The sequence below is a fragment of the Pseudomonas sp. EB271-G4-1 genome, from assembly GCF_058791355.1.
Window position 1 is genome coordinate 1 of the sequence record NZ_JBYTEO010000115.1, and the last position, 1,336, is coordinate 1,336.

Here is a 1,336-nt window from a genome sequence, read left to right on the forward strand (position 1 = left end):
GCGCAGCGGACGGGACTCGAACCCGCGACCCCCGGCGTGACAGGCCGGTATTCTAACCGACTGAACTACCGCTGCGCTAAACACTTGAAACGAATGGTGGGTGATGACGGGATCGAACCGCCGACATTCTGCTTGTAAGGCAGACGCTCTCCCAGCTGAGCTAATCACCCTTCGCTTCGGTGTGGCGCGCATTCTACGGAGCGCCCCTACCTCTGGCAAGCACTTTTTTAATTAATTTTCTGATGCCTTCCAAAGGCTTAGAGAAGGGTTGGCCTATGGCACACGGAGGACAATAATGCCCGCCTTTGTATATAAGGAGAGACTTACCCCATGTGGTTCAAAAACCTGCTTATCTATCGCCTGACCCAAGATCTGCCTGTTGATGCCGAGGCGTTGGAGACTGCACTGGCCACCAAGCTGGCGCGTCCATGTGCAAGCCAGGAGTTGACCACCTACGGTTTCGTCGCACCGTTCGGCAAGGGCGAAGATGCCCCGCTGGTGCACGTCAGCGGTGATTTCCTGCTGATCAGCGCGCGCAAGGAAGAGCGCATTCTGCCGGGCAGCGTCGTGCGTGATGCAGTGAAGGAAAAGGTCGAAGAGATCGAGGCCGAGCAAATGCGCAAGGTCTATAAAAAGGAACGCGACCAGATCAAGGATGAAATCATCCAGGCCTTCCTGCCGCGCGCCTTTATCCGTCGCTCCTCGACGTTCGCCGCCATCGCGCCGAAACAGGGCCTGATCCTGGTTAACTCGGCCAGCCCGAAGCGCGCCGAGGACCTGCTGTCCACCCTGCGGGAAGTGATCGGCACACTGCCGGTGCGCCCACTGACTGTGAAAATGTCCCCGACAGCGACCATGACCGAGTGGGTCACCACCCAGAAAGCCGCAGACGACTTCTTTGTGCTGGACGAGTGCGAACTGCGCGACACCCACGAAGACGGCGGCATCGTGCGTTGCAAGCGTCAGGACCTGACGAGCGAAGAAATCCAGCTACACCTGAGCACCGGCAAGGTGGTCACTCAATTGTCGCTGGCCTGGCAGGACAAGCTGTCCTTCGTCCTCGACGACAAGATGGTGGTCAAGCGCCTGAAGTTCGAAGACCTGCTGCAAGACCAGGCGGAACAGGACGGTGGCGATGAAGCCCTCGGCCAACTGGATGCCAGCTTCACCCTGATGATGCTGACGTTCGGTGATTTCCTGCCGGCGCTGGTCGAGGCGTTGGGTGGGGAAGAGACTCCGCAAGGCATCTGATTATCGAAATCGGCGGCGCCTGCAAAAAGATCGCAGCCTGCGGCAGCTCCTACATTGGAATGCGTTTCCTTTTCGGAGCTGCCAC

General features: G+C 58.6%; 1 protein-coding gene and 2 tRNA genes. 1 reads left to right on the forward strand and 2 read right to left on the reverse strand.

Annotated features, from left to right (window positions below; genetic code table 11):
• Position 1: 1 nt before the first annotated feature.
• Positions 2-75, reverse strand: a tRNA-Asp gene (locus tag AC3WWR_RS30195).
• A gap of 19 nt (positions 76-94) precedes the next feature.
• Positions 95-170, reverse strand: a tRNA-Val gene (locus AC3WWR_RS30200).
• Positions 171-330: 160 nt separating this feature from the next.
• On the opposite strand from AC3WWR_RS30200, the gene rdgC reads away from it, so the two are divergent.
• A complete protein-coding gene (rdgC, locus tag AC3WWR_RS30205) occupies positions 331-1,251 on the forward strand; it encodes a recombination-associated protein RdgC (RefSeq protein WP_008060875.1) in 921 nt (306 codons plus the stop codon).
• Positions 1,252-1,336: the final 85 nt, after the last annotated feature.